Source organism: Tardiphaga sp. 42S5 (genome assembly GCF_034044155.1).
Taxonomy (GTDB): Bacteria; Pseudomonadota; Alphaproteobacteria; order Rhizobiales; family Xanthobacteraceae; genus Tardiphaga; species Tardiphaga robiniae.
Genome location: NZ_CP139027.1, coordinates 3,528,391 through 3,552,326, shown reverse-complemented (window position 1 = coordinate 3,552,326; position 23,936 = coordinate 3,528,391). Strand labels below are relative to the sequence as shown.

The following is a 23,936-nucleotide window of genomic DNA, read 5'->3' as shown; positions in this document are numbered from 1 at the left end:
GGAGCGCGTCTTCGCGCGTCTCGAACCATGAGGAATTGGGCGCTCATCCTTCGAGACGCGGTCGAAGACGACCGCTCCTCAGGATGAGGGCGACGGCGCGCTATCGCAACGCGCGCGTCACGTCGTCGAACAGCTCATCAACGCTGAACCTGCGCGGGATCAGCCCCTGCTGCGCAGAATAGTCTGTAATGAGAGCCAGCGAACGATTCATGGCATCCGCATCGAAAGACAGGCTCTTGCCCGTAGCAGCCGCCCTGCTCGTTTCCAGCATCCGCTGCATCTCGCGCACCACATCGGGGCGCGTATCGGACAATTGCTTGCTGACGACCACCATGTGGTTGATCGGCACCACACCATGCCTGGCAAGCCAGGCTTTCTCTGCAGCGGCCACGTCTGGGAACAACTGCGCCACCCGTGGATCGTCGCTCTTCTCGCCGAGCACGGCGTCCAGGTCGCCATCGAACAGCATCTGCATGATCGCCTTGCCGGCAGGTGCCTTGGTGGTGCTGTCGACATATTCAGCGACATGCGGCTCCTCGAAGGTGATCCATTCGATCGCATCGAGATTGACGCCGTAGTCATTGGCGAGCATGCCGCGCAGCCACGCGCCCGTTGTCGTCGTAAACGATCGAATACCGACGCGCTTGCCTTCAAGATCCTTAGGTCCGGCAATACCAGCCCCGGGGTTCGTGACCGCGAAGCCAAACTGATGCCGCGCCATCATCACATCAGGCAGCAGCACCATCGGCTTGTCGTAACTCCTAGCCATCAGATAGGTGACGATGGCCATTTCGGCGACGTCAAAGGCCCCGTCGCGCACCATGGGCTTGAAGCCCTTGTTGGTCGGCGTGTACACGGCAAAGTCCAGTTCGACGAGATCAGATGTGATCGCGCCGGATTTCAGCGCAGCCGTATGCGGATGATCGCCGAGCAGAATACGGAGCCGCATGCCAGCCTCCTCGCCGCTCAGGCCTAATCGGGATCGTCGACGTAAACCAGACCCGCTTTGGCGAGCGGCTCCCGCATATTGTACATGTCGAGGCCGAGAATACCGGAAGCCAGCTTCTGGCGCTTGGCGTCTTCTTCGGCAAAACGCTTCTCGCCCTTCACCGCAACCTCCGCAGCATGTTTGCGCGGGATCACCACGACGCCGTCTTCATCCGCGACGATGACATCACCCGGCGTCACCTGCGCGCCGGCGCAGACCACCGGCACGTTCACCGCGCCGAGCGTCGCCTTGACCGTCCCCTTCGCGGAGATCGCGCGCGACCACACCGGAAAGCCCATCTCGCGGAGCGTCTTGATATCGCGGCAGCCGGCATCGATGATCAGACCGACGCCACCGCGCGCCTTCAGCGACGTCGCGAGCAGATCGCCGAACATGCCGTCGGTGTTATCAGCCGTGCAGGCCACCACCAGCATGTCGCCGGGTTTGCACTGCTCGATGGCCACATGCAGCATCCAATTGTCGCCGGGCTGTGCCAGCACCGTGACCGCGGTGCCGGCAGCCTCCGCGCCGGACCACACCGGGCGCATATAGGTCTTCATCAGGCCAAAGCGGCCATAGGCCTCGTGCACCGTGGAGACGCCGAGCGCACCGAGCCGCTGTACGACGTCGGCATCCGCGCGTTGAATATTCCTGACGACGACGGGTTTCATGCCAGTGTCTCCACGGTCATCGGGAACAGGCGCTGATAGGCTTCCCCATAGGTCATGGCCGCGCCGGTGTTGCGGCCGCCCTGCATGCCGCGCTGCAAGGCCACGCGCTCGTAATAGGCCCAGAGGTGCTTTTGCGCAGCGAGAATTTCGAACGTCTTGCGCTTGATGTCCCAGACCTCGTCGATGTTGAGGATCACCTGGGGCTTGAAATTGCACATCTCGGGCTGATGCGGCTCGAACAGGAACACCGGCGGCGCCGAGTAGCTATATTCCGCTTCAGGCTTGTGCCCCATCGCCTGCGCGATGATGCGGGCCTCCTGCGCGGCGGCGGTCGCTGCGGGATGATCGACATTGTAAGGATCTTCGAGCGAATGCGTCAGCACGAAACTCGGATTGAGCTCCCGATAGATATCGATCAGCCGTTCTTTATGCGCTTCGGTCAGATGCAACGGATAATCGCCGGCATCGAAAAATTCGATCTCGGCGCCGAGCGACGCCGCCGCACGCTCGGCTTCGTCTTTCCGTCCCGCCTTGACCTTGTCGAGCGTCATACCCGCCTGCTTCCAGGCAAATTGCGACTCGCCGCGTTCGCCATATGCGAGACAGACGATCTTCACGCGATAGCCCTTCTTGGCATGCAGCGCGATGGCGCCGCCGGCGCGCCAGACGAAATCGCCGGGATGGGCTGAGACGACGAGGCCGGTCTTGGCTTTGGACATCGGATGTTCCTTCGGATTTTCGCGTCGCTTAAGTGTCGAATTCAAACAATCGCGCGGGATTGTCGACGAGGATCTTCTGCTGAATCTCTGCATCCGGCGCAAATAGCGGGATCAGATCGACGAGATCGCCGTCATTGGGCATCGCCTTGACGTTGGGGTGCGGCCAGTCGGTCCCCCAGATCACGCGATCCGGCGCAGTCTCGCAGATTTTCTTCGCGAATGGCACCGCGTCGGTGAATGGCGGCCCCATCGAGGTGACGCGCTCGCAGCCGGAGACTTTCACCCAGCATTTCTCGTCGCGCTGCATCAAGTCGATCAGCGTCTGGAACGGCTTCTGTTCGAGGCCATCCGCAGCCTTCACGCGCCCCATGTGATCGATAGTGTAGATCACCGGCAGCTTTGCCAGCAGGTCGGCATAATCAGGCAGATCGACCGCATCGAAATGCAGGTCGACATGCCAGTTCATCGGCGCGATCATATCGATGATGCGGTGAAACACCTTCATGTCCGGCGTGCCACCGAGATGTCGCACGAAGTTGAAGCGGCAACCGCGGAAGCCGCCTTCATGCAGTTCGCGCAGGCCCTTCTCCGTGATCGTGCCATCGATATTGGCCACCGCGCGGTAACGCCCGCCGCTCACCGCAATCGCATCGAGCGCCACGCGGTTGTCCGTCCCGTGCACGCTGGCATTGACGATAACGGCACGGCCGATGCCGAGCTTCTTGTGCAGCGCCTGAAAATCTTCCAGCGGCGCGTCCGGCGGAATGTAGGAACCGACATAGGGATATTTGGCGCCGGGCCCGAAAATATGCGTATGCGCATCACAGGCCAGCGGCGGCAGCTTGAACTTCGGCGTCTTGGTGTGCGGATCGGGACCGGGAACGGTGGGTTTCGTCATTGTTTTGGAATTCCTGCCTTGTCGATCACGGCGGTCCACTTCGCGATATCGTCAACCAGGCGGGCCTTCAGTTCCTCGGGCGAACTGGCTTTTGCCTCGATGCCGAGATCGAGCAGCTTCTGCTTCACATCGGGCATCGCCAATACTTCGCGCAGGCCCGCATTCAACCGCGCAATCGCTTCGGGCGGCGTACCTGACGGTGCGAATAGCGCATTCCATGACACCACGTCATAGCCCTTCACGCCCCCCTCGATCATCGTCGGCACGTCTTTCAGGATCACCGAACGGGATTCGCCCGTGGTCCCGACTGGACGCATCTTGCCATCCTGCAGCGCGGATTTCATCCCGACATAGTTGTCGATCATCACATCGATGTCTTCGCGCAGCAGCCCGACAATGACTTCCGGCGTTCCGCGATAGGGCACGATCTGGAAGTTGATCCCGGCCGTGGATTTGAGCAATTCGGCCGACAGGTTCTGGGTGCTGCCGACACTGATGGTGCCGACATTCAATTTTCCCGGATTGTCGCGCGCGAACTTGATGACGTCAGCTAGCGTCTTGTGCTGCGAATTCGTATTGGTGCCGACGATGAAATCGAAGAAGCCGATGCTGGAGATCGGCGCAAAGTTCTTCACGGGATCGAATGGCAAGCTCTTGAACAGCGGTACGCTGACGGCGGTGCCGTTGCTGAGCAGCGCCAGCGTATAGCCATCCGGCTGCGACGACAGTACTGCGCGCGCCGCAACGACTCCGCCCGCGCCCGGCATGTTCTCGATCACGAGACGCTGGCCGAGATTGTCGCCGAGCTTCTCGGCCACGATGCGGATCGTGATGTCGGCGACGCCACCGGCCGCGAACGGCACAATCACGCGAATGGGCTTGGTCGGATAGCCGGACTGGGCCTGCGCCACAGGTACCGCGTTCGTGAGGAATATCGCACCGAGCGCCAAATGCGCGGCGCTCAGCAGATGCTTGAGCCTGGTCGGGAAGCGGAGCGTCATGATGGATTGAAGACGCCTGATGCGTCCACCCTTGCCGTTTTTATGTCGGTACCCGTGGCCGTCACGTCATCGCGACAGGGCTATGGACCGTTCTGCTCCCGCAGTAACCAATTCCGATATATGAAACAAATGAGAAATCTGGGATAATCGTGCAGTTTCCTGCATATATCCTGCCGAGTCGATTATCCCGCAGCCTGGAAGTATTTGCGGGTCAGGTCGATCAGCGCCTGCGCCGGCTTGCTGACTGGCTGTCCACGCTTGACAATGATGCCCACCGTGCGGCTGACGCTGGGATTACGCAGCGGAACGGCGATCAAGCCTGCCGTTCCCTGCGTCGCCACTGCGATACTGGGCACCACGGCGATGCCGAGCTTCTCGAACACCATACCTACCGCCGTCTGCAGATGCTGCACCTCATAGCGCCAGTTCAGCTTATCGCGGCGATGGCCAAGCGCGTCGTCGATCAGGGCCCTATTGCCGGCCTGCGGGCTGATACGGATCAGCGGCATATCCTCGAGATGCGACCAGGCCACGAACTTGCGTTGCGCAAAGGCATGATCCTTCGTGCACAACAGGACGAAGCGCTCCTTGATCAGCGGGGTCACAGCCAGATCCCATATATTGGTCGCGGTGATCGTGATGCCGAACTCCGCCTGGCCGGACTGCACCAAAGTGGCGATCTCGCTGGCTGAATTGTCGTGGATCTTGATCGAAATCCCCGGATGCACCGCATTGAACTGCTTCAGCACCCGCGGCAGATGATAGGCGGCGATGGTCGGCAGGCAGCCGAGCGCGATGTGCTCCTGCCGCTTGCGCCCCCGTGCCCGCAGCAAATCGATGGTGTCGGAGAGTTCCCCGATCATCCGCCGCGCGGTTGGCAGCAGTTCCAGCCCGGCCGGGGTCAGTGCCACCTGCCGCGTGGTCCGGGCGAGCAGCTGAAAGCCGAGATCCTCTTCCAGTTTCTTGATCCGGTGGCTCAGCGCCGTCTGCGACAGATTGAGGTGCGCGGCCGCACGAGAGAAGCTGCCCCGCTCCGCGATACTCAGAAACGCCTGCAGGCCGGGAAAATCGATGCGCATGAGAGGTCCGTGCACGGCCGAAGGCGACCGCGCTGAGATAACGCGGCGACGACGAGCCACGCAAGGTCAGGACGCCAGCCTATGCCGACCTCGCGGGCTGGTTAAAACCGCGTAAAGCCAGATCGCCAGCTACGCGCGACAAGGTATCCAGTGCCGGAGTTTCCGCGCTCCAGTGCGGAGCTAATTCCGCAATGCAAGTTTGACGAGCAGAGCCCACCGATAGCCCGCGGACGCGCCTTAACAATTTGTCCAGTCCCTGACCTGCATAGTCGGCCCAACCGGGGCGTGAGACGCGAATTCATCAATGACCAGTTTAAACGCAGCGGCGTCGTTCGGGCGCATTATCTCAGTTCGCGGCTCGCTGGCCCGGGTCGGCTTGCTCGCCGTGAACCCGATGACGCCTTCGGAGATGCGCGGCACCGTCGGCCGCTTCGTCAGCATCCGTTGCGCCTCCTCGACCATCATTGCCATGATCACGGAAGTGTCCGCCGAGAACATGCATGCATCGGACATGTATATCGCGAGCGCCTCGGTCGATCTGCTCGGCGAGATCATGGGGCACGGAGACAAGGCCAAATTCCAGCGCGGCGTCACCAACTATCCCACGATCGACGACATCGTCGATCTGATCAGCAATCACGATCTGCGCACGGTCTATGCGCCGTCCGGCTCCGAGCAGATCAACGTGGGCACGCTGCAGCAGGACAAGTCGGTCGCCGCTTATGTCGACGTCGAGGAAATGCTGAGCAAGCACTTCGCGGTGCTCGGCTCCACCGGTGTCGGTAAATCCACCGGCGTATCACTGCTGCTCAACGAAATCCTGAAGTCGCGCCCGCATCTGCGCATTTTCCTGCTCGATGTGCATAACGAATATGGCCGCTGCTTCGGCGATAAGTCGCTGGTGCTGAACCCGCGCAATCTGAAACTGCCGTTCTGGCTGTTCAATTTCGAGGAAATCGTCGACGTGCTGTTCGCCGGTCGCCCCGGCGTGCCCGAAGAGCTCGAAATCCTCTCGGAAGTTATCCCGATCGCCAAGGGCATCTACACGCAATACCAGAACGCCGACCGCATTGGCCTCAAGCGCATCGATCCCAAGACCATCGGCTACACCGTCGATACGCCGGTGCCTTATCGCCTGGTCGATTTGATCTCGCTGATCGACGAGCGCATGGGCAAGCTCGAGAACCGCTCGTCGCGCATCCAGTATCACAAGCTGATCTCGCGCATCGAAGCGGTGAAGAACGATCCGCGCTACGCCTTCATGTTCGACAACGCCAATGTCGGCGGCGACACCATGGCGGAAGTGATCAGCCATCTGTTCCGCCTGCCCGCCAACGGCAAGCCGATGACCATCATGCAGCTCGCCGGCTTCCCCGCGGAAGTCGTCGATAGCGTGGTGTCGGTGCTCTGTCGTATGGCATTCGATTTCGGCCTGTGGAGCGACGGCGCCTCGCCACTGCTGTTCGTCTGCGAGGAAGCGCATCGCTACGCCTCCGCCGACCGCAATATCGGCTTTGGCCCGACCCGCAAGGCAGTGTCGCGCATCGCCAAGGAAGGTCGCAAATACGGCGTCTATCTCGGCCTTGTGACACAGCGTCCGGCAGAACTCGACGCCACGATCATTTCCCAGTGCAACACACTGTTCGCCATGCGCCTCGCCAACGAGCGCGACCAGGCCCTGCTGCGCTCCGCGGTGTCGGATGCCGCTGCCAACCTGCTCTCCTTCGTGCCGTCACTCGGCACCCGCGAAGTCCTGGCCTTCGGTGAAGGCGTCGCGTTGCCGACCCGCCTGCGTTTCAAGGAAGTGCCGCCGCATCAGCTGCCGCGCTCCGAAGCTACCATCGCGACGGTGCCGTCGGTAGCTGCGGGTCACGACATGCAGTTCGTCAGCGCGGTGCTGGAGCGCTGGCGCGGCGCCACCTCGCATCGCGAGGTACCGAACGATCCCGGCTTCATCGAACGCCCGCTGGCGACGCCGAGCCGCAGCGTCGAAGCCCCGATGCTGCAACCCTCGCTCGGCCTCGATCCGGATCGCTTCTCGCTGCTCAAAAAGCCGCTGCGTTAATCGCATCGGCATGCATTGCCGCAAGCGCTTTGCGGTGACGGCGTGATCGCCTATGGTCTCGTGAAACAGAAACGTTCACGGGAACGCCAGATGACCCAGCCGATTGCGAAACGCTTTCCGACACCCGCCCTCGACAAGCTGCCCGAGGACATCCGTACGCGCATTATGGGCGTGCAGGAAAAGTCCGGCTTCGTGCCAAACGTGTTCCTGTCGCTGGCCTATCGCCCCGACGAATTCCGCGCGTTCTTCGCCTATCACGACGCCCTGATGGAAAAGGACAGCGGGCTGACCAAGGCCGAGCGTGAGATGATCGTGGTCGCGACGTCAGCCGCCAACCAGTGCCATTATTGCGTCATCGCGCATGGTGCGATCCTGCGCATTCGCGCCAAGAACCCGACCATCGCCGACCAGATCGCCGTCAACTACCGCAAGGCCGACATCACGCCGAAGCAGCGTGCGATGCTGGATTTCGCCATGAAAGTGAGCCGGTCCGCCGAGACCATCGGCGAGCAGGATTTCGCCGAGGTCTCCGGCCACGGCTTCAGCGACGACGATATCTGGGACATCACCGCGATCTCGGCTTTCTTCGCGCTGTCGAACCGGATGGCCAATGTCACCAACATGAAGCCGAATGACGAATTCTATACGATGGGCCGGCTGCCGAAATAGTGGCACGGGTTTAGAAGGATCTCGCATTGCTCGACTGGACGGACATCATCCTACGTCTCGGCATCGCCGCCCTCGTCGGCGGCGCCATCGGCCTCAACCGCGATCTGCACGGCAAGCCCGTGGGCGTGCGCACGCTGGGGCTCGTCAGCCTGGCCACTGCCATGATCGTGGTGCTGGCCGATCCGCTCGGCAAAGGCGGCTTCACGGATGCCGGGAGCCGGGTCATTCAGGGCATACTCACAGGCGTTGGCTTTCTCGGTGCCGGCGTGATCTTTCATGCCGAGCGGCATTTCCGTGTCCGCGGCCTGACCAGCGCCGCCTGCGTCTGGCTGACCGCCTGTGTCGGCATCATGTGCGGCGCCGGCCATTGGCGCATCGTCACCGTTTCGGTCGTGATCGCCTTCCTCGTGCTGCTGCTCGGCGGAAGGATCGAACGTGCCCTGCATCGCGTGCTCGGCGGCAAAGGCGATCCCGCGTCGGTTCCGATGGATGCGCCTCAGTCGTCGGACGCCGGTCCGCACCAGCCGGGCAAATAGATCGCATCCTTGCTTTTGGCGATCGCCAGCGCCTTCTCCAGTGCCTTGGCGAAATCGGCCTCGACCTCCTTGGTGGAAAGCCGGCTGCGAAACAGGTCCGCCCACAGGAATTCGCTGAACGGCGTGGTGTCCTTGGCATAGCCGCCGGCGCGGCGAATTTCGCCGGCCAGGCTGCGGAACGGATCGTCCTTCAGGCCCGTGACCGATTTCGGAATGTCCTTGAAGTGCCGTCGCTCGCCCTTGGCGTCATAGGGATAGGCCCAGCGGCGGTGATCGAGTACGCCCCAGAAGGCTTTCATATCGACCATCGTGAGATCCGCGATCACGGTGACGAGCACATCCTTCACGCCTTCGTCATGCAACGCACGTGCGAGATGATGGTGGTCGACCACGTAATGGCGCTGATCCGGCCCGAGCACCACGGGGATCATGTGCTGGCCGAGCAGCTCGGCCTGTTTGCGCTTCGATTTATGCGCACGCCAGCGTTTGCGCTTCTCCTTCACCTCGCGCATGCCCACCGTCATCTGCGTTGGCCGCAGCGACAGGATCGGGACCGGATGCAACAACGGTTCGCGTGTGTTCGGCATGTGGCCTCCCATATCTGACGTCTTTCTGGAACGAACTATGGCATGGCCGCTGCGCCGATGCGGATCAGTTCCACGTCATCTCTGCCGATTGCCGCATCCGTGCCATGCGGACTTTATCTGCGCGAAGCGGCCGCCTCGTGTTACACTGCGACATTGCATGCGCAGACCCACGACCATGAAGACCCAGCAGCCGATTATCAGAGAAGATGACGAGCACCGCGTGCTTCGCTTCGTGCCCCGCACCTCGGCTACGCTGCCACACCATCCCACCGCTCCTGCCGACCACCCCCGCCGCCGCCAAACCACCGGCGCCAGCGACCTGTCCCGCTATCAACAGACACAGGACGACCCCGACGACTTCCGCCACCGGATGCTGGCCAATAGCGCAGCCTTCGGCTTTACGGTAATCCTTGTGGGTGTCGGGATCTGGCTCGCGGTCAGCATCGCCGATCTCCGCAAAACCCAGGATTGCGTGTTGATGGGCCGCCGGGACTGCGCCCATATTGTTGCGCCGCACGGCTGAGGCGCGCCAAACCCTCTTTCCACAGCCCACAGGGGCTGGTGAGCGGGCGCTCAACTGCATTGAACTGCCGCCCCCGCTCCGATATACGGGCAATCGACTCTATACGGCGGACCGGGACTGCCCCGGGGCGAAGCCCTGTCTTTGCGCGCGCCGATCGAACATTATCTTCAATATATCAAAGGCTTAGTAATGTCCTCCACATTCGATCAGGTCGCTACAATCATCGCCGAGACTTGCGACATTCCCCGCGACACGATCACGCCGGAAAGCCACGCCATCGACGATCTGGGGATCGACAGCCTCGACTTCCTGGATATCGCTTTCGCGATCGACAAGGCGTTCGGGATCAAGCTGCCGCTCGAAAAATGGACCCAGGAGGTCAATGACGGCAAGGCGACCACTGAGCAGTATTTCGTCCTGAAGAACCTCAGCGCGCGCATCGACGAATTGGTCGCGGCCAAGGGCGCGTAACGCCCCGCCATGAACCTCGAATATTTTCACCTGATCGACCGCATCACCGACCTCAATGTCGGCGAACGGACGATCACGGTCGAAGCCAACGTCCCCGAGACCAGCACCATCTTCGAGGGCCACTTCCCGGGCTACCCGCTGATGCCCGGCGTGCTGCTGATCGAGTCGATGGCGCAGACTTCGGGCTGGCTGCTAATCGCGCTGATGAAATTCAAGCGCATGCCGTTCCTGGCCGCGGTGAAGGAAGCCAAGATGCGCACCTTCATCACGCCGGGTACGAAGCTGGACATCAACGCCAGCGTGCTGCACGAAGGCGACGGCTTCTACATGACCACTGTCAAGATCAAGGTCGACGGCAAGCTGACCTGCAACGCGCAGCTCACCTTCAAGACCGTCCCGTTCCCCCATCCGGATCTGCGCGGGCACATGGACATCGTGGCCGAGCGCATCGGATTTCCCCTACAGGCAATCACCAATGGCTGAAACCCGACCGATGACATCCGAGCCGGTGGAAGCGTGGATCACCGGCATTGGCCTCGCCACGTCATTGGGCGAAGGCCCTGGCGCACATTGGGATGCGTTGAACAACAAGCGCATCAATGTCGATGAAACCGGCTTCGCTCCGAACATCGTCCACCCCCTCGCGCCGGTCTCCTACGACGCGCAGATCCCCAAGAAGGGCGATCAGCGGCAGATGGAAGCCTGGCAGCGGATCGGCACCTATGCCGCCGGCCTTGCGCTGGATTCGGCTGGCGTCAAAGGCAACAAGGACATCCTGTCGAGGATGGACATGATCGTCGCCGCCGGTGGCGGTGAGCGCGATCTCGCCGTCGATTCCGGTATCCTGAATTCGGAAGGCTATGGCGCAGCATCGCCGGGCCTGCTGAACGAAAAGCTTCTGAACGATCTTCGTCCGACCCTGTTTCTGGCGCAGCTCTCGAACCTGCTGGCCGGCAACATCGCCATCGTGCATGGCGTCACCGGCTCGTCGCGTACCTTCATGGGCGAGGAAGCCGCCGGCGTCGATGCTGCGCGCATTGCGCTGGCACGCATCGCCTCGGGCCAGAGCGACATCGCACTGATCGGCGCCGCGCATAACGGCGAGCGCAAGGATCTGCTGCTGCTATACGAGTTCGACGACTTCAACCTGAAGAACAAATTCGAGACCGTGTGGGCACGCGAGGCGAATTCGGGCTTCGCGCTCGGCTCGGCTGGCGCATTCCTCGTCATCGAATCCAGGGCGCATGCTGAAGCGCGCGGCGCCAAGCCGCTGGCACGCTTGAAGAGCGTCGTTGCCGATCAAGCCCGCCGCAAGACGCCCGGCGAAGTCACGACGTCGCTGCAAAAACTGTGGTCGCAGCTCGGCGCCAGGAGTGACGCAGCGATCATCACCGGCGCGACCGGCGCTGAGCCAGTCACCTCCGAAGAGCGCACCTTCCTGAAGGATCATGCCGATGTCGCCATCCGCGGCACCGGCACTCTCTTCGGTCATACGCTCGAAACCCAATTCCCGCTCGGCCTCGGCCTTGCGGCCCTTGCGATCTCGCGCGGCGCGATGTTTCCGCCGAACGATTCGACCGGCCTTGAGATTGAAAAGTCCGACAAGCCCACCCAGATTGTGGTGATCGGCGCCGGTCATTGGCGCGGCGAAGGCATGGCGCTGGTTGAAGCCATCTAGAGCCTCGTTGGGCTCTAGATTTTTCTTATGTTTGAGCATGATCTTATCCGAAAACCGGCATCGACTTTTCGGGATCGTGCTCAAGTTAAGCGGTCGACGCGGCCGATGGAGAGAGCATGACTGCAACGCGCGATAATTTCGGCCGACCGATCGTCGTTGTCACAGGCATGGGTGTCGTGACATCGCTCGGCGCCGGCAAAGAGGACAACTGGGCCAAGCTCACTGCTGGCGAGTCCGGCATTCGCACCATCACCCGCTTTCCCATCGACGGCATGAAGACGACGATGGCGGGCACGATCGATTTCGTGCCGGTCGAGCCGTTTTCCTCCACCGACCTCTCCGAGAAGCTCGGCGAGCTCGTCACCGAGGAAGCCATCGCGCAGGCCAATATCGGCAGCAAGGGCGACTTCCCCGGCCCGCTATTCCTGGCGGTTGCGCCCGTCGAAGTCGAGTGGCCGCAGCGCCAGGTGCTGGCAAAGGCCGCTGGCGCCAATAGCGACATCAATTACGACACGCTGCTGCGCGTCGCCGGTGGCGGCAAGTTCGTTCAGTATCACCGCCGCTTCCTGTTCGGCTCGGTCGCCGACCATCTCGCGGACACGTTCGGCACAAAAGGCTCGCCGATCTCGCTGTCGACCGCTTGTGCCTCCGGCGCCACTGCGATCCAGCTCGGCGTCGAAGCGATCCGCCGCGGCGAAGCCGATGCCGCGCTGTGCGTGGCCACCGACGGCTCGGTGAACCCGGAAGCGCTGATCCGCTTCTCACTGTTGTCAGCACTCTCGACCCATAACGACCCGCCGCAGAAAGCTGTCCGTCCCTTCGCCAAGAACCGCGATGGTTTCGTGATGGCCGAAGGCGCCGGTGCGCTGGTGCTGGAAAGTCTGGAAGCCGCCACCGCGCGCGGCGCCAAGATCCTCGGCATTGTCGCCGGTTGCGGCGAACTCGCGGACTCGTTCCACCGCACCCGTTCCAGCCCGGACGGCAAGCCGATCATCGGCTGCGTGAATAACGCACTGGTGGATGCCGGCCTGACGTCGGACCAGATCGACTACATCAACGCCCATGGCACCGGCACGCCAGAAAACGACAAGATGGAGTATCTCGGCATTTCCAGCGTGTTCGGTGAGCGCGCCAAGGAAATTCCGGTCTCATCGAACAAGTCCATGGTCGGCCACACCCTCTCCGCCGCAGGCGCTGTCGAGGCGGTGTTCTCGCTGCTCACCTTGGAACACCAGCGGATCCCGCCGACCATCAATTACGATGTTCCCGATCCGGCCATTCCGTTCGACGTGGTTCCCAATACCGCCCGTGATGCCCGTGTGACGGCCGTGATGTCGAATTCCTTCGGCTTTGGTGGCCAGAACGCCTCGCTGATCCTCACCGGCGAGCCCGTTTAAGGCTCCCCGGCCCCGTTGGCCGCCCCTCGCCGGTTGACGTCATGACGTGAACCGGCGATACGCAGGCCATCCGAAATCAACCTTTCTTGCCGGAGACGCGGTTCATGCGTGCGCTCAATCTTGTTGCCGATCGTGAGCTCGTCGTCGTCGACGTGCCGCCGCCCCCGCCGCCTGGTGCCGGCGAAGTGCAGATTCGCGTCAAGGCTGTCGCCCTGAACCATATCGACGTCTGGGGCTTCCGCGGCATGGCCTTCGCCAAGCGCAAGCTGCCGCTGTCGATCGGCGCCGAAGCCTCGGGCGAAATCGCTGCCGTCGGCGAAGGCGTCACCCATGTGAAGCCCGGCCAGAAGGTCGTGATGTATGGCGCGCTGACCTGTGGCCACTGCAAGGCCTGTCAGGAAGGCCGCGACAATTTCTGCGAGAACGTCGGCGGTCTCTATGGCTTCCACATCGACGGCTTCTCGCGCGAACTAATGAACATGCCGGCGCGTCTGGTGATCCCCGTCCCCGACGGCATCAGCTTCCGCGACGCCGCCTGCGCCCCGATCGCCTTCTCCACCGTGCAGCACATGCTGTTCGACAATGCCAAGCTGCAGCCCGGTGAGACCATTCTGGTCCATGCCGGCGGCTCCGGTATCGGCACCGTCGCCATCATGATGGCGAAGAAGATCGGCTGCACCGTCATCACCACCGTGGGCGACGATTCCAAGATCGAGGGTGTGAAGGCGCTCGGTGCGGATCACGTCATCAACTATCGCAAGGATCGCTTCGAGGGCGAGACGCGCAAGATCACCAAGAAGAAGGGCGTCGATGTCGTGTTCGAACACGTCGGTGCCGACACCTTCAACGGCTCGCTGCTGGTGATGAAGCGCGGCGGACGTCTCGTCACCTGCGGCTCGACCTCGGGCCCGACCACGACCATCAACCTGATGCAGCTGTTCCAGCAGCAATACCGCATCTTCGGATCGTTCGGCGCCACCATGAAGAACATTGCCGAGAGCCTCGACAAAATGGCTGACGGCATGCTGCCAGTGATCGATACCGAAGTGCCAATCAGCGACGTCGAGACCGCGCTGAAGCGGATGGAAACCCGCCAGGTGTTCGGCAAGATCATCGTTCACTTCTGATGCTCCGCCTGCTGCTTCGCACCAAGGCCCGCATTCGCGATGCCCTGAAGCCTGCAGGCGACGCTGCTGTCGGCGCACTGACGATCGGCATCCTGCGCACCACGCGCTATTTCGATCCGGTCAAGACCGCCAATCGGTTCGGCAAGATCACCCAGCGCATCGGCCCGCTGTTTCGCGAAGACAAGATCGGCCGCGCCAATCTCACTGCCGCCTTCCCAGAGAAATCACCGGAAGAGATCGAGAGGATTCTCGCAGGTGTCTGGGACAACATGGGACGCATCGGTGCGGAATTCGCGCATCTCGACAAGATCTGGGACTACGACCCGGCCAATCCGACCAAGCCGAGCAATGTCGAATTCTCCGCGCGCACCGGCGAGATTTTCGATCAACTGCGCGACGACGGCAAGCCGGCGTTGATTTTCGCCAGCCATCTCGGCAATTGGGAAATTCCTGCGCTCGCCGCCGTGGCCCACGGCCTCGACGCCGCCGTGCTCTATCGTCGGCCGAACAGCGCCGCCGCTGACCGCGCCATTCATCAGACGCGCGCGATCAACATGGGCAACCTCATTCCGGCCAGCCATGATGCGCCGCTCAAACTCGCGCACGCGCTAAACGAGGGCAAGCACGTCGCCATGCTGGTGGATCAATGGTTCACCAACGGCGTCCCCGTGGATTTCTTCGGACGCAAGACCAACGCCAATCCGATGCTGGCGCGGCTGTTGCGCCAGGTCGATTGCCCGATCCACGGTGTTCGTATCATACGCCTCCCCGATCATCGCTTCCGCATCGAAGTCTCCGAAGAGGTAAAACCGGTGCGCGATGCCAATGGCAAGGTCGACGTTCAGGGCACGATGCAGGCGGTAACGTCAGTGCTGGAAGGCTGGATCCGGGAATATCCCGAGCAGTGGCTGTGGCTGCATCGGCGCTGGCGATAATGCTCAGCGTCCCGTCTTCACCTTCGTCCATAACCGGTTGATCACGCGTTGCGTCGCCGGATCGCGCGCCGTAATGACGAACAGCTTCTGCAGCATCGCCTCATCCGGATAGATCGTCTTGTCGTTGAGGATCTTCGGATCGATCAGCTTCTGGCTGGCGAGATTGCCATTGGCATAGCCGAGGAAATCCGAATTCTTCGCCGCAACATCCGGCCGGTAGAGATAGTTGATCAGCTCATAGGCCTCATTGACGTTCTTCGCATCGGCGGGGATCGCCAGATTATCGAAGAACATCTGCGCGCCCTCCTTCGGCACGGCATAACCGATCTCGACGCCATTCTTCGCTTCATCCGCCCGCGCACGCGCCTGGATGATGTCGCCGGACCAGCCGACCACCAGACAGATCTCGCCGGTCGCCAATGCGCTCAGATATTCGGAGGAATGAAACTTGCGGACATTGCCTCTGATCTTGCCAACGAGATCGGCCGCTCTCTCGAGGTCTGCTTGTTTGGTGGAATTGGGGTCGAGACCCAACGCGTTCAGCGCGGCCGGCAGGATGTCATCGGCGGAGTCCAGCATATGGACGCCGCAATCTTTGAACTTCGCAAGATTCTCCGGCTTGAAGACGATATCCCAGCTATCGATCTTCGCGTCAGGCCCGAGGATTTTCGCGACCTGCTTGACGTTGTAGCCGATGCCAGTGGTGCCCCACATGTAGTTCGCGGCAAACTGATTGCCGGGATCGTAGATCGCAAGACGCTTGGTCACCTCCGGCCAGGCATTGGCGAAGTTCGGCAGCTTCGCCTTGTCGAGCTTCTGGAACACCTTTGCGGTGATCTGCCGCTGCAGGAAATAGGCTGTCGGCACCACGACGTCGTAACCGGACTTGCCGGCCAAGAGCCGCGTCTCCAGCGTCTCATTGGCATCGAAGGTGTCATAGACGACCTTGATGCCGGTCTCCCTGGTGAAGGCCTCCAGCACGCCGGGCGCCATGTAGTTCGACCAGTTGTAGAAGTTGACGACGCGCTCTTGCTTCTGGTCTTGCGCCTGCACGGGCAAGGACCACAGCAGCGCCGCTCCGACGACCCACGCGATCCCGTGCTTGCCCATGCGCATCAACTTCCCCTAGCGGCGATGAACGGCGTTGGACAGGCGTTCCAGCGCGGTATCGAGCGTTGCGTCGTTCTTGGCGAAGCAGAAACGCACCACCGAGGTCACCTTGTCCTGCTCATAAAAGGCCGACACCGGAATGGCCGCGACCTTGTAGTCGTAGACGAGACGCCGGCAGAATTCCTCGTCGGTCTCGTTCAGTCCCAGCGGCGACAGATCGACGGTGAGGAAGTACGTGCCCTGCGACTTGATGACGGGAAAACCGATACTTTCCAGACCTGCGGCCAGACGATCGCGGCTACGCGCGAGATCGGCGCGCATGGTCTTGAAGTAATCGTCGGACTTGCCGAGACCGTAGGCCACCGCAACCTGCAGATTTGGCGCCGTCGTGAAGGTGAGAAATTGATGCACCTTGGCGCAGACGCGCAGGAGATGCGGCGCGGCACAGACGAAGCCGATCTTCCAGCCGGTCAGCGAGAAGATCTTGCCGGCGGAGCCGACCTTGATGGTGCGATCGCGCATGCCGGGAATGGTGATCAGCGGGATATGCTCGTGACCATCGAAGGTCACATGTTCCCAGACTTCGTCGCAGATCGCGATCGTATCGAATTCCTGGCAGAACTTCGCCAGCAGTTCGAGATCCTCGCGCGGCGACACCACTGCAGCCGGATTGAGCGGGCTGTTGAACAGCACAGCCTTGGTCTTGTGATTGAAGACCGCGCGCAAATCTTCTTCCGTGAGACGCCAATGGGGTGGCTTGAGGCTGACGAGACGCGGAATGCCGCCAGCCTGGCGGATGATCGGCAGATAGGAATCATAGACCGGCTGAAAGCACACGACTTCGTCGCCGGGCTCGACCACCGCAAGGATCGACGAGGTCAATGCCTCCGTACCGCCGGAGGTCACCATCACCTCCGTCATCGGATCGAGCGAGAGCTTGTGCCAGTGCTGGTAATGCGTGGCGATCGCCTGACGCAGCTCCGGGATGCCCATCATCGACGGATACTGGTTATAGCCGTTCAGCACCGCATCGGCGGCCGCCTGACGGATATCGTCGGGACCGGGATGATCGGGAAAGCCCTGCCCGAGATTGATGGCGTTGTGATCGCGCGCAAGCTGCGACATCGCCTCGAACACCGTGACGGGCAGCTCAGAGAAGATCTTGTTCATCGAGCGATCAGCCAACCTTTGTCGGCAGGCCTGCGGCCTTCCATCCAAGGATTCCACCGGCGAGGTGCTTGTCATAGGCAAGGCCATCGGCCTGCGCGGCCAGCGAGGCCGTCACCGAGCGCTTGCCGGAGCGACATGCGAAGACGATCTGCTTGCCCGCAGGATCGGGCAGATCGGCGCTATCGAAGCCCGACAGCGGCACCACGACGGCATCCGGATAGGCCTCGACCGCGACCTCGTTGGGTTCGCGCACGTCAACCAGCAAATACTTGCCTTCAGTGATCCCCTTGGACACTTCCTCGGGCGTCAAATCGTGAACGGTATGAGCTTCGCCTGCCACCACAACCTCCTGCCGCCCCGGTGTCCGGAGCGAATGCGAAGGGGCGGAAACACCCCTGTTTTCGGGCGCCAACGTCGCCTCTCGCGCGGCGAAAATCAAGCGTTGGAAGAGCTTATTGTCGGGCCTGATCCTGCCCGAAAGCCGCAAGCCCGCTTTTCGGGCTCAGGCCTAGATAGTCACCTGCGTGCCCACCTCGACCACCCTCCCCGTGGGGATCTGGAAATAGTCGGTCGCGTCATTGGCAGTGCGGCTGAGCGCGATGAACAGATGGTCCTGCCAGCGCGGCATGCCGGAATGCGCCGCAGGCTTCAGCGCCCTGCGCGACAGGAAGAACGAGGTCGACATGATGTCGAACTGCCAGCCGGTCTTGCGCGCAATCGCCAGGGATTTCGGCACATTCGGCGATTCCATGAAGCCGAAGCGCAGCGTCACTTTCGAGAAGGTCGCGCTGATCTCTTCCATACGCACTCGCTCACTGGGATCGATGCGCGGCGTCGGCGCCGTCTCGATAGTGAGAATAACGTTCTTCTCGTGAAGCACTTTGTAGTGTTTCAGACTATGCATGAGCGCCGTCGGCGCACTCTGCGGATCGCTGGTGAGAAATACCGCCGTGCCGGCCACGCGCTGCGGCGGACGTTTCTCCAGCATGGCCACGAGATCGGCCAGCGGAAACTCCAGCTTGCGCGACTTCTCGAACAGCAGGCGGCTGCCGCGCCGCCACGTATACATCATGAGAATGATCACGCCGCCCATCACCAGCGGCACCCAGCCGCCGTCGAACACCTTCAAGAGGTTCGCGGTGAGGAACGTGACGTCGATCACCAGAAACGGCACGATCAGCGCCGCAGCCGCGATCGGCGACCACTTCCAGCCGCGCCAGATCACCACAAAGCCCATCATCGCGGTAACAACCATGGTGCCGGTGACCGAGATGCCATAGGCCGAGGCCAGCGAGCTCGATGACTTGAACAGCACGACAAGCACAATCACTGCGATGAACAGCAGCATATTGACGCGCGGAATGTAGATCTGGCCGGAATGCGACTCCGATGTGTGCCGGATTTCGAAACGCGGCAGCAGGCCAAGCTGGATCGCCTGCTGCGTCAGCGAATAGGCGCCGGTGATCACGGCCTGGCTGGCAATCACAGTGGCAGTCGCCGCGAGGATCACCATGGGGATCAGCGCCCAGTCGGGAAACATCAGATAGAACGGATTTTCCAGCGCGGTGGGATCATGCATCACCAGCGCAGCCTGGCCGAAATAGTTGATGGCCAGCGATGGCAGCACCAGGAACAGCCAGGCCAGCTGAATCGGCTTTTTGCCGAAATGGCCGAGATCGGCATAGAGCGCTTCGGCGCCGGTCACGGCGAGAAACACTGCGCCCAACGTCACGAAGGCGATGATGCCGTGATGGAACATGAAGTAGATCGCATGCACGGGATTGAGTGCCGAGAGCACTTCAGGATGCTTCACGATCTGCGGAATGGCCGCTACCGCGATCACGATGAACCATAGGCACATGATCGGTCCGAAGAATGTCGCGACCTTCGCAGTGCCGCGCGATTGCACGGCGAAAAGCGCCACCAGGATCACGATGGTGATCGGCACTACGTAGGGATCGAACGTGGTGGTGACGAGCTTGACGCCCTCGATGGCCGAGAGCACGGACAGCGCCGGCGTGATCACCGCGTCCCCATAGAACAACGCCGCAGCGATAATGCCGAGCATCACCACCACCGGCCCGCTCGATCCGATCGCGCGCTGGGCCAGCGCCATCAGGGCCAGCGGGCCACCCTCGCCGTTGTTGTCGGCGCGCAGCAGCAGCACGACATATTTGAGTGTGACCACGATGATCAGCGCCCACAGGATCAGCGAGAGGACGCCCAGGATCGCTTCGTTGTCCACGCCCGGTGCCTTGTGGCCACCGGCCGCGACGAGTGCCTCACGGAACGCGTAAAGCGGGCTGGTGCCGATGTCGCCATAGACGACGCCGATACTGCCCATGATGAGTGAGCCGAAGCCCGCCGTCGAGTGCCCATGGGAAGGCTCCGCCGAGGATGCCGCGGCGGGAGATGCACTATCGCTGGTCATGGAAACGGCCTCGAAAACTTCTGAATGGCAAGTCTTTGAACGGCAAATCTCTGAACAGCGGGGCAGCGAAGCCGTTCCCGGCCCCGATGATCACACTCGTTATAGCGCAAATCGGGGAACCAGACATGACAAAAGATGCTTAGATCGTCACCTGAGTACCGACCTCCACCACGCGTCCGGTGGGGATCTGGAAATAGTCGGTGGCGTCGTTCGCCGAACGGCTGAGCGCGATGAACAGATGGTCCTGCCACAACGGCATGCCGGATTGCGCCGACGGCTTCAGCGAGCGCCGCGACACGAAGAACGACGTCGCCATGATGTCGAATTGCCAGCCGAGCTTGCGCGCGACAACCAGCGCCTTGGGCACGTTTGGCGATTCCATGAAGCCGAAACGCAGCTTCACCATCGAGAACTTGTCGCTGATATTCTCCATGCGAACGCGTTCGGCCAGATCGACCTTCGGCGTCTGCGCGGTCTCGATGGTCAGGATCACATTGTGTTCGTGCAGAACCTTGTTGTGCTTCAGATTATGCAGCAGCGCCGTCGGCACGAATTCGGGATCGCTGGTGAGAAACACCGCGGTGCCCTTTACGATATGCGGGGGGCGCTTTTCCAGGCTCTTGATGAGATCGCGCAGCGGCACTTCGATACGGCGCGTCTTGGTGATCAGGATCGCCGCACCGCGGCGCCAGGTCCAGATCATGCCGGCCATCAGCACGCCGAACAGCAATGGCACCCAGGCGCCTTCCAGCAATTTCAGGAGATTGGCACTGAGGAAGGCCAGATCGACGAACACCAGCGGCGCGATGATCGCGGCGGCAGTCGCCGCCTTCCAGTTCCACAGCTTCCAGATCACCACAAAGCCCATGATGCCATCGGCGACCATGGTGGTGGAGACGGCGATGCCATAGGCAGACGCAAGACCGCTCGACGATTTGAACAGCAGCACCAGCAGCAGCACGCCGATCAGCAGCAAACGATTGACCCGAGGCAAATAGATCTGGCCGGCATGGGTCTCGGAGGTGAAGCGCACTTCAAAGCGCGGCAGCAGCCCAAGCTGCACCGCCTGACGCACCAGTGAATAGGCACCGGTAATCACCGCCTGGCTCGCGATCACGGTGGCAGCCGTCGCCAGCGCGATCAGCGGCAACAGCATCGATTCCGGTGCCATCCGATAGAACGGATTTTCGATCGCGGCCGGGTTCGACAGCACGAGCGCGCCCTGCCCGAAATAATTGATCATCAACGCCGGCAACACGAAGAAGAACCAGCCGTACTGAATTGGCCTGCGACCGAAATGGCCAAGATCAGCATAGAGCGCCTCGCCGCCGGTCACGGCGAGGAAGACTGCGCCCAGGGTCACCAGACCGATGGTCCCGTGGGTCAGCATGAACTGCACGGCATAGTACGGATTGATCGCCTTCAGCACCGTCGGATCATCGAAGATATGCGAGGCGCCCATCAGCGCCAGCGCCGTGAACCAGATGATCATCACCGGACCGAAGGCGGAGGCCACCTTGGCGGTGCCAATACGCTGTACCGAGAACAGCACGACGAGAATCGCGACCGTGACCGGCACGACATAAGGTTCGAGCGCAGGTGCCTTGAGCTTGAGACCTTCTACCGCCGAGAGCACCGAGATCGCCGGGGTGATCATGGAATCGCCGATGAACATCGAGGCGCCGATCACGCCCAGTACCATCAGCGGCAAGCTCCGCCGACCCAATGCACGCTGGCCGAGCGCCATCAGCGACAGTGTTCCACCCTCGCCATTGTTGTCGGCGCGCAGCAGGAACAGCACGTATTTGGCTGTAACGACGATGAACAGCGCCCACAGGATCAGCGAGAGCACACCGAGCACGATGACGGGCGTCACCGGCGCGCCATGAGTCGCGCCGTGTACCGCCTCGCGGAATGCGTAAAGCGGCGACGTTCCGATGTCGCCGAATACGACGCCGATACTGCCGACCGTGAGCGACCAGAAGCCGGTATGAACCGGAACTTCGATCGGTCCCTCGCCTGTTGTTTCCGTAACGGCCATTCTGCTCGTAACGCCTCTGGACAATCCGGACCCGGCTATGGCGCGCCGGGCAATGCCAGTCAACCGGGACACTAGCCTATCCTGCCGCAGATCGCTTATCGGGAGCGCAGCAAAAATCGGCATTGCCCAGCAAAAAAAGAGGCTGGAGCAGTAAAAAAGGAATTGACTGTTTTACGGCTTGAGGTTTGGCGGCAGCGGGGGGTCTTCCCGCATCAGCGTAATGGTCACCCGCCGGTTGGCGGCCATGGTCGGATCATCGGGGAACAGCGGCTGGCTGTCTGCCTTGCCCGATACCGAGAAGATATGGGACGACGGCAAGCCTTCCCGTTCCAGAATCTGCCGAACCACATTGGCACGGTCGGCCGACAGATCGAATGCATCATATTCGCTGCGCGCCGGCACGAAGCCCGCGGCGGTGTGACCGACGATAGCCACGCGCAGCGGTGTTGCCTTCAGCGGCCCGGCGAGCTTCTGCAGCAACAGACGTGTGCGCTCATAGGGAACCTTGGATCCGTCAGCAAACATCGAGCGGCCGTTCTGGTCGATGATTTCCAGATTGAGGCCCTGCTTGGTCTCCTCGAACATGATGTTCTTGGAGATCTCGTTGATCTCCGGCATGTCCTGCAGCGCCTGCCGTAATGAAGCTGAAGCGAGCGCGAATTCGCGATCCATCTTCAGCTTGGCGCCGGCCGGACGACCGCCTTTCTCGCTCGGACTGGTGATGTTTGACGCATCGTCCGGCGACACATGATCCTTGTTCTTCATCTGGCCGCGCGTCGGCAGACCATCGGACTCGATCACGCCCGAATAACGCGCATCGGACTGCACGCCGAATGCTTCGCGAACCGAGCCGGCAACGATCTTGAGCTTGGCGCCATCAGGGCTCGAGAACGCCACGAGCATGACGAAGTAGCTGAGCAGCAGCGCCATCAAATCTGCGAAGGTCACGAACCAGCCATGGCCGCCGTGTGCTTCTCCGCGTTTTTTCTTCGCCATCGGACGTGCTCCGAGCCTGCCTCCAGTGTGTTACGCTGGGACCGGCTCACTTTCGTCATGGCGGTGCTTCTCAGGCAGATAGGCCAGCAGCATTTCGCGGACCAGCGCCGGGCTCTTGGAGTCGCGGATCATCAGGATGCCGTCGATGATGAGCGTGCGGTTGGTCTCCTCATCGAGCACCTTGACGTGCAGTTTGTCGGCGATCGGCAAACAGATCAGGTTGCCGACGATAGCGCCGTACAATGTAGCGAGCAGCGCGACGGCCATGAACGGGCCGAGCTTGGACGGATCGGACATGTTCGAGAACATCTGCACCATGCCCAGCAGCGTACCGATCATGCCGAAGGCCGGCGCGCAATCGCCGATGGCGCGGTAGATCTTCGAGCCTTCATCGAGATGCATGAGGAAATTGTCGCGGTCGCGCTCGAGATTGTCGCGGATGAATTCGAGATCGTAACCGTCGGCAACGAAGCGGATTCCCTTGGCGAGGAATGCGTCATCAGTTTCGACTTTTTCGAGTCCGACCGGTCCCTGCTTCCTCGCGATTTCCGCGATGCGGGCGAGTTCGTCAACGAGATCGCGAGCGTTCAGGCGGCTCAGCGTGAATGCAAATTTGGCGCCGAGCGGAATGCCATGAAGGATGGACGAGAGCGGAAAGCGGATCAGCGTCGCGGCGAACGAACCACCGAAAATGATGATGACGGCGTGGATGTCGTAGAACATCCCGAAGCTGCCGCCCATGAGGACCAGGGTACACAGCACAATGATGCCAGCGACAAAACCGACGAGTGTTGTGATATCCATGTCAACTCCGACGCTATACACGTATCGAACGACGCCCGTC

At 61.6% G+C, this 23,936-nt stretch carries 24 protein-coding genes; 10 read left to right on the top strand and 14 right to left on the bottom strand.

What is annotated here, in order from left to right; all coding sequences use genetic code 11:
- Window positions 1-100 precede the first annotated feature (100 nt).
- The 6 genes from SFY93_RS16360 to SFY93_RS16335 all read right to left on the bottom strand — a co-directional run bounded on the left by SFY93_RS16360 (window position 101) and on the right by SFY93_RS16335 (window position 5,356).
- A complete protein-coding gene (locus tag SFY93_RS16360) occupies window positions 101-949 on the bottom strand; it encodes an ABC transporter substrate-binding protein (protein WP_320443856.1) in 849 nt (282 codons plus the stop codon).
- Between the two features lie 23 nt (window positions 950-972).
- Window positions 973-1,659: a 4-carboxy-4-hydroxy-2-oxoadipate aldolase/oxaloacetate decarboxylase gene (locus tag SFY93_RS16355; RefSeq protein WP_320443855.1), complete on the bottom strand. Its 687-nt coding sequence runs from the start codon at window positions 1,657-1,659 to the stop codon at window positions 973-975.
- Window positions 1,656-2,378: a PIG-L deacetylase family protein gene (locus SFY93_RS16350; protein ID WP_089267177.1), complete on the bottom strand. Its 723-nt coding sequence runs from the start codon at window positions 2,376-2,378 to the stop codon at window positions 1,656-1,658. Before SFY93_RS16350 ends, SFY93_RS16355 begins: the two co-directional genes overlap by 4 nt.
- A gap of 28 nt (window positions 2,379-2,406) precedes the next feature.
- The gene (locus SFY93_RS16345; RefSeq protein ID WP_092151377.1) at window positions 2,407-3,276 is read right to left on the bottom strand and encodes an amidohydrolase family protein; all 870 of its coding nucleotides are present in this window, start codon (window positions 3,274-3,276) and stop codon (window positions 2,407-2,409) included.
- The gene (locus SFY93_RS16340) at window positions 3,273-4,277 is read right to left on the bottom strand and encodes a Bug family tripartite tricarboxylate transporter substrate binding protein (protein WP_116660334.1); all 1,005 of its coding nucleotides are present in this window, start codon (window positions 4,275-4,277) and stop codon (window positions 3,273-3,275) included. The genes SFY93_RS16345 and SFY93_RS16340 overlap by 4 nt, the downstream gene beginning before the upstream one ends.
- A 182-nt stretch (window positions 4,278-4,459) precedes the next feature.
- Window positions 4,460-5,356 carry a LysR family transcriptional regulator gene (locus tag SFY93_RS16335; RefSeq protein WP_320443854.1) on the bottom strand — a complete coding sequence of 299 codons (897 nt, stop codon included), beginning with the start codon at window positions 5,354-5,356 and terminating at the stop codon, window positions 4,460-4,462.
- 304 nt (window positions 5,357-5,660) lie between these two features.
- Between SFY93_RS16335 and SFY93_RS16330 the strand changes: the two genes are divergently transcribed.
- The 3 genes from SFY93_RS16330 to SFY93_RS16320 all read left to right on the top strand — a co-directional run bounded on the left by SFY93_RS16330 (window position 5,661) and on the right by SFY93_RS16320 (window position 8,626).
- Entirely contained in the window at window positions 5,661-7,421 is a 1,761-nt protein-coding gene (locus tag SFY93_RS16330) for an ATP-binding protein (RefSeq protein WP_320443853.1), read from the top strand.
- A gap of 90 nt (window positions 7,422-7,511) precedes the next feature.
- Entirely contained in the window at window positions 7,512-8,090 is a 579-nt protein-coding gene (locus SFY93_RS16325; protein ID WP_320443852.1) for a peroxidase-related enzyme, read from the top strand.
- A gap of 26 nt (window positions 8,091-8,116) precedes the next feature.
- The gene (locus SFY93_RS16320; RefSeq protein WP_175367366.1) at window positions 8,117-8,626 is read left to right on the top strand and encodes an MgtC/SapB family protein; all 510 of its coding nucleotides are present in this window, start codon (window positions 8,117-8,119) and stop codon (window positions 8,624-8,626) included.
- Here the strand turns inward: SFY93_RS16320 and SFY93_RS16315 are convergent.
- A complete protein-coding gene (locus SFY93_RS16315; protein WP_068730593.1) occupies window positions 8,587-9,213 on the bottom strand; it encodes a ParB-like protein in 627 nt (208 codons plus the stop codon). The genes SFY93_RS16320 and SFY93_RS16315 overlap by 40 nt on opposite strands.
- 175 nt (window positions 9,214-9,388) lie before the next feature.
- Between SFY93_RS16315 and SFY93_RS16310 the strand changes: the two genes are divergently transcribed.
- From SFY93_RS16310 to SFY93_RS16280, 7 genes are all read left to right on the top strand, one after another.
- A complete protein-coding gene (locus tag SFY93_RS16310; protein WP_320443851.1) occupies window positions 9,389-9,736 on the top strand; it encodes a hypothetical protein in 348 nt (115 codons plus the stop codon).
- A 189-nt stretch (window positions 9,737-9,925) separates the two neighbouring features.
- Window positions 9,926-10,207: an acyl carrier protein gene (locus SFY93_RS16305; RefSeq protein ID WP_002711294.1), complete on the top strand. Its 282-nt coding sequence runs from the start codon at window positions 9,926-9,928 to the stop codon at window positions 10,205-10,207.
- Window positions 10,208-10,216: 9 nt separating this feature from the next.
- On the top strand, window positions 10,217-10,690 hold the full coding sequence (locus SFY93_RS16300; RefSeq protein WP_068730591.1) for a 3-hydroxyacyl-ACP dehydratase FabZ family protein: 474 nt from the start codon (window positions 10,217-10,219) through the stop codon (window positions 10,688-10,690).
- The gene (locus tag SFY93_RS16295) at window positions 10,683-11,885 is read left to right on the top strand and encodes a beta-ketoacyl-ACP synthase (protein WP_320443850.1); all 1,203 of its coding nucleotides are present in this window, start codon (window positions 10,683-10,685) and stop codon (window positions 11,883-11,885) included. The genes SFY93_RS16300 and SFY93_RS16295 overlap by 8 nt, the downstream gene beginning before the upstream one ends.
- A 116-nt stretch (window positions 11,886-12,001) precedes the next feature.
- Window positions 12,002-13,282, top strand: coding sequence for a beta-ketoacyl-ACP synthase (locus tag SFY93_RS16290; protein WP_068730589.1), 1,281 nt, complete (start codon window positions 12,002-12,004; stop codon window positions 13,280-13,282).
- A 104-nt stretch (window positions 13,283-13,386) separates the two neighbouring features.
- Window positions 13,387-14,409, top strand: coding sequence for a zinc-binding dehydrogenase (locus SFY93_RS16285; protein ID WP_120291036.1), 1,023 nt, complete (start codon window positions 13,387-13,389; stop codon window positions 14,407-14,409).
- Window positions 14,409-15,344 carry a lipid A biosynthesis lauroyl acyltransferase gene (locus tag SFY93_RS16280; RefSeq protein ID WP_320443849.1) on the top strand — a complete coding sequence of 312 codons (936 nt, stop codon included), beginning with the start codon at window positions 14,409-14,411 and terminating at the stop codon, window positions 15,342-15,344. Before SFY93_RS16285 ends, SFY93_RS16280 begins: the two co-directional genes overlap by 1 nt.
- A gap of 3 nt (window positions 15,345-15,347) precedes the next feature.
- Here SFY93_RS16280 and SFY93_RS16275 read toward each other — a convergent pair whose 3' ends face one another.
- The 7 genes from SFY93_RS16275 to SFY93_RS16245 form a co-directional block, all read right to left on the bottom strand.
- Window positions 15,348-16,460, bottom strand: coding sequence for a polyamine ABC transporter substrate-binding protein (locus tag SFY93_RS16275; protein ID WP_414716927.1), 1,113 nt, complete (start codon window positions 16,458-16,460; stop codon window positions 15,348-15,350).
- 9 nt (window positions 16,461-16,469) lie between these two features.
- The gene (locus tag SFY93_RS16270) at window positions 16,470-17,624 is read right to left on the bottom strand and encodes an aminotransferase (RefSeq protein ID WP_320443847.1); all 1,155 of its coding nucleotides are present in this window, start codon (window positions 17,622-17,624) and stop codon (window positions 16,470-16,472) included.
- Between the two features lie 7 nt (window positions 17,625-17,631).
- Window positions 17,632-17,964 (bottom strand): rhodanese-like domain-containing protein, encoded by a 333-nt coding sequence (locus tag SFY93_RS16265; RefSeq protein WP_093758906.1) that lies wholly within the window; start codon window positions 17,962-17,964, stop codon window positions 17,632-17,634.
- A 168-nt stretch (window positions 17,965-18,132) separates the two neighbouring features.
- Window positions 18,133-20,055: a potassium transporter Kup gene (locus tag SFY93_RS16260; RefSeq protein WP_320443846.1), complete on the bottom strand. Its 1,923-nt coding sequence runs from the start codon at window positions 20,053-20,055 to the stop codon at window positions 18,133-18,135.
- 139 nt (window positions 20,056-20,194) lie between these two features.
- Complete coding sequence (locus SFY93_RS16255) at window positions 20,195-22,096, bottom strand: potassium transporter Kup (RefSeq protein ID WP_089267162.1); 1,902 nt, start codon at window positions 22,094-22,096, stop codon at window positions 20,195-20,197.
- 171 nt (window positions 22,097-22,267) lie between these two features.
- Window positions 22,268-23,092, bottom strand: coding sequence for an OmpA/MotB family protein (locus tag SFY93_RS16250; RefSeq protein ID WP_320443845.1), 825 nt, complete (start codon window positions 23,090-23,092; stop codon window positions 22,268-22,270).
- Between the two features lie 30 nt (window positions 23,093-23,122).
- Window positions 23,123-23,896 carry a motility protein A gene (locus SFY93_RS16245; protein ID WP_068730581.1) on the bottom strand — a complete coding sequence of 258 codons (774 nt, stop codon included), beginning with the start codon at window positions 23,894-23,896 and terminating at the stop codon, window positions 23,123-23,125.
- Between the last annotated feature and the right edge of the window lie 40 nt (window positions 23,897-23,936).

Coding starts and splice junctions, on each gene's coding strand:
- SFY93_RS16325 (WP_320443852.1), top strand. CDS start 7,512: ATGACCCAGCCGATTGCGAAACGCTTTCCGACACCCGCCCTCGACAAG.
- SFY93_RS16255 (WP_089267162.1), bottom strand. CDS start 22,096: ATGGCCGTTACGGAAACAACAGGCGAGGGACCGATCGAAGTTCCGGTT.
- SFY93_RS16310 (WP_320443851.1), top strand. CDS start 9,389: ATGAAGACCCAGCAGCCGATTATCAGAGAAGATGACGAGCACCGCGTG.
- SFY93_RS16350 (WP_089267177.1), bottom strand. CDS start 2,378: ATGTCCAAAGCCAAGACCGGCCTCGTCGTCTCAGCCCATCCCGGCGAT.
- SFY93_RS16290 (WP_068730589.1), top strand. CDS start 12,002: ATGACTGCAACGCGCGATAATTTCGGCCGACCGATCGTCGTTGTCACA.
- SFY93_RS16360 (WP_320443856.1), bottom strand. CDS start 949: ATGCGGCTCCGTATTCTGCTCGGCGATCATCCGCATACGGCTGCGCTG.
- SFY93_RS16245 (WP_068730581.1), bottom strand. CDS start 23,896: ATGGATATCACAACACTCGTCGGTTTTGTCGCTGGCATCATTGTGCTG.
- SFY93_RS16335 (WP_320443854.1), bottom strand. CDS start 5,356: ATGCGCATCGATTTTCCCGGCCTGCAGGCGTTTCTGAGTATCGCGGAG.
- SFY93_RS16345 (WP_092151377.1), bottom strand. CDS start 3,276: ATGACGAAACCCACCGTTCCCGGTCCCGATCCGCACACCAAGACGCCG.
- SFY93_RS16330 (WP_320443853.1), top strand. CDS start 5,661: ATGACCAGTTTAAACGCAGCGGCGTCGTTCGGGCGCATTATCTCAGTT.
- SFY93_RS16315 (WP_068730593.1), bottom strand. CDS start 9,213: ATGCCGAACACACGCGAACCGTTGTTGCATCCGGTCCCGATCCTGTCG.
- SFY93_RS16355 (WP_320443855.1), bottom strand. CDS start 1,659: ATGAAACCCGTCGTCGTCAGGAATATTCAACGCGCGGATGCCGACGTC.
- SFY93_RS16340 (WP_116660334.1), bottom strand. CDS start 4,277: ATGACGCTCCGCTTCCCGACCAGGCTCAAGCATCTGCTGAGCGCCGCG.
- SFY93_RS16275 (WP_414716927.1), bottom strand. CDS start 16,460: ATGCGCATGGGCAAGCACGGGATCGCGTGGGTCGTCGGAGCGGCGCTG.
- SFY93_RS16305 (WP_002711294.1), top strand. CDS start 9,926: ATGTCCTCCACATTCGATCAGGTCGCTACAATCATCGCCGAGACTTGC.
- SFY93_RS16260 (WP_320443846.1), bottom strand. CDS start 20,055: ATGACCAGCGATAGTGCATCTCCCGCCGCGGCATCCTCGGCGGAGCCT.
- SFY93_RS16285 (WP_120291036.1), top strand. CDS start 13,387: ATGCGTGCGCTCAATCTTGTTGCCGATCGTGAGCTCGTCGTCGTCGAC.
- SFY93_RS16280 (WP_320443849.1), top strand. CDS start 14,409: ATGCTCCGCCTGCTGCTTCGCACCAAGGCCCGCATTCGCGATGCCCTG.
- SFY93_RS16270 (WP_320443847.1), bottom strand. CDS start 17,624: ATGAACAAGATCTTCTCTGAGCTGCCCGTCACGGTGTTCGAGGCGATG.
- SFY93_RS16250 (WP_320443845.1), bottom strand. CDS start 23,092: ATGGCGAAGAAAAAACGCGGAGAAGCACACGGCGGCCATGGCTGGTTC.
- SFY93_RS16300 (WP_068730591.1), top strand. CDS start 10,217: ATGAACCTCGAATATTTTCACCTGATCGACCGCATCACCGACCTCAAT.
- SFY93_RS16295 (WP_320443850.1), top strand. CDS start 10,683: ATGGCTGAAACCCGACCGATGACATCCGAGCCGGTGGAAGCGTGGATC.